Consider the following 662-nt stretch of genomic DNA (forward strand, 5'->3'; position numbering starts at 1 on the left):
GGGGTGAAGTCGTAACAAGGTAGCCGTATCGGAAGGTGCGGCTGGATCACCTCCTTTCTAAGGAAATACCCGGACCCGATGAGGTTCGGATAAACTTGGCAGTTTATCGCTTACTCGTTGTCAGTTTTGAAAGATTAATCATCTTTCAAAGGAAGACCAAAGGGAATACCCAAGGGCCTTTAGCTCAGCTGGTTAGAGCGCACCCCTGATAAGGGTGAGGTCGGTGGTTCGAGTCCACTAAGGCCCACCATTATCGACTCTGAGAAGTCGGTACCCATTTGGGGCCATAGCTCAGCTGGGAGAGCGCCTGCCTTGCAAGCAGGAGGTCAGCGGTTCGATCCCGCTTGGCTCCACCAATAAAATAATGTACTGTCTTTGCTGAAGATTAACTCTGAAGCAAAATCAGCTCAAAACACATTTGCACCTTGAAAACTGGATAACGAAAGAAAAAGAATTGCTGAAACATCCTTTAGTTGTTTTTACGTAAGCGAAGGTGAGCGATCACCTGAGCATTTGGTTAAGCTAGTAAGAGCGCACGGAGGATGCCTAGGCACCAGGAGCCGAAGAAGGACGTGGCGAACAACGATACCGCCCCGGGGAGCCGTAAGCAGGCATTGATCCGAGGATTTCCGAATGGGGAAACCCAGCTATCGTAATGGATA

The 662-nt window shown here is 49.5% G+C and carries 2 tRNA genes and 2 rRNA genes; all 4 read left to right on the forward strand.

Annotated elements, in window-relative coordinates:
* Positions 1-57, forward strand: a 16S ribosomal RNA gene (locus AB4Z45_RS32955); the annotation flags it as partial.
* Between the two features lie 116 nt (positions 58-173).
* Positions 174-250 (forward strand) — tRNA-Ile (locus tag AB4Z45_RS32960).
* A gap of 30 nt (positions 251-280) precedes the next feature.
* Positions 281-356 (forward strand) — tRNA-Ala (locus tag AB4Z45_RS32965).
* A gap of 159 nt (positions 357-515) precedes the next feature.
* Positions 516-662 (forward strand): 23S ribosomal RNA (locus AB4Z45_RS32970); the annotation flags it as partial.

Source organism: Paenibacillus sp. MCAF9, from assembly GCF_052114265.1.
Taxonomy (GTDB): domain Bacteria; phylum Bacillota; class Bacilli; order Paenibacillales; family Paenibacillaceae; genus Pristimantibacillus.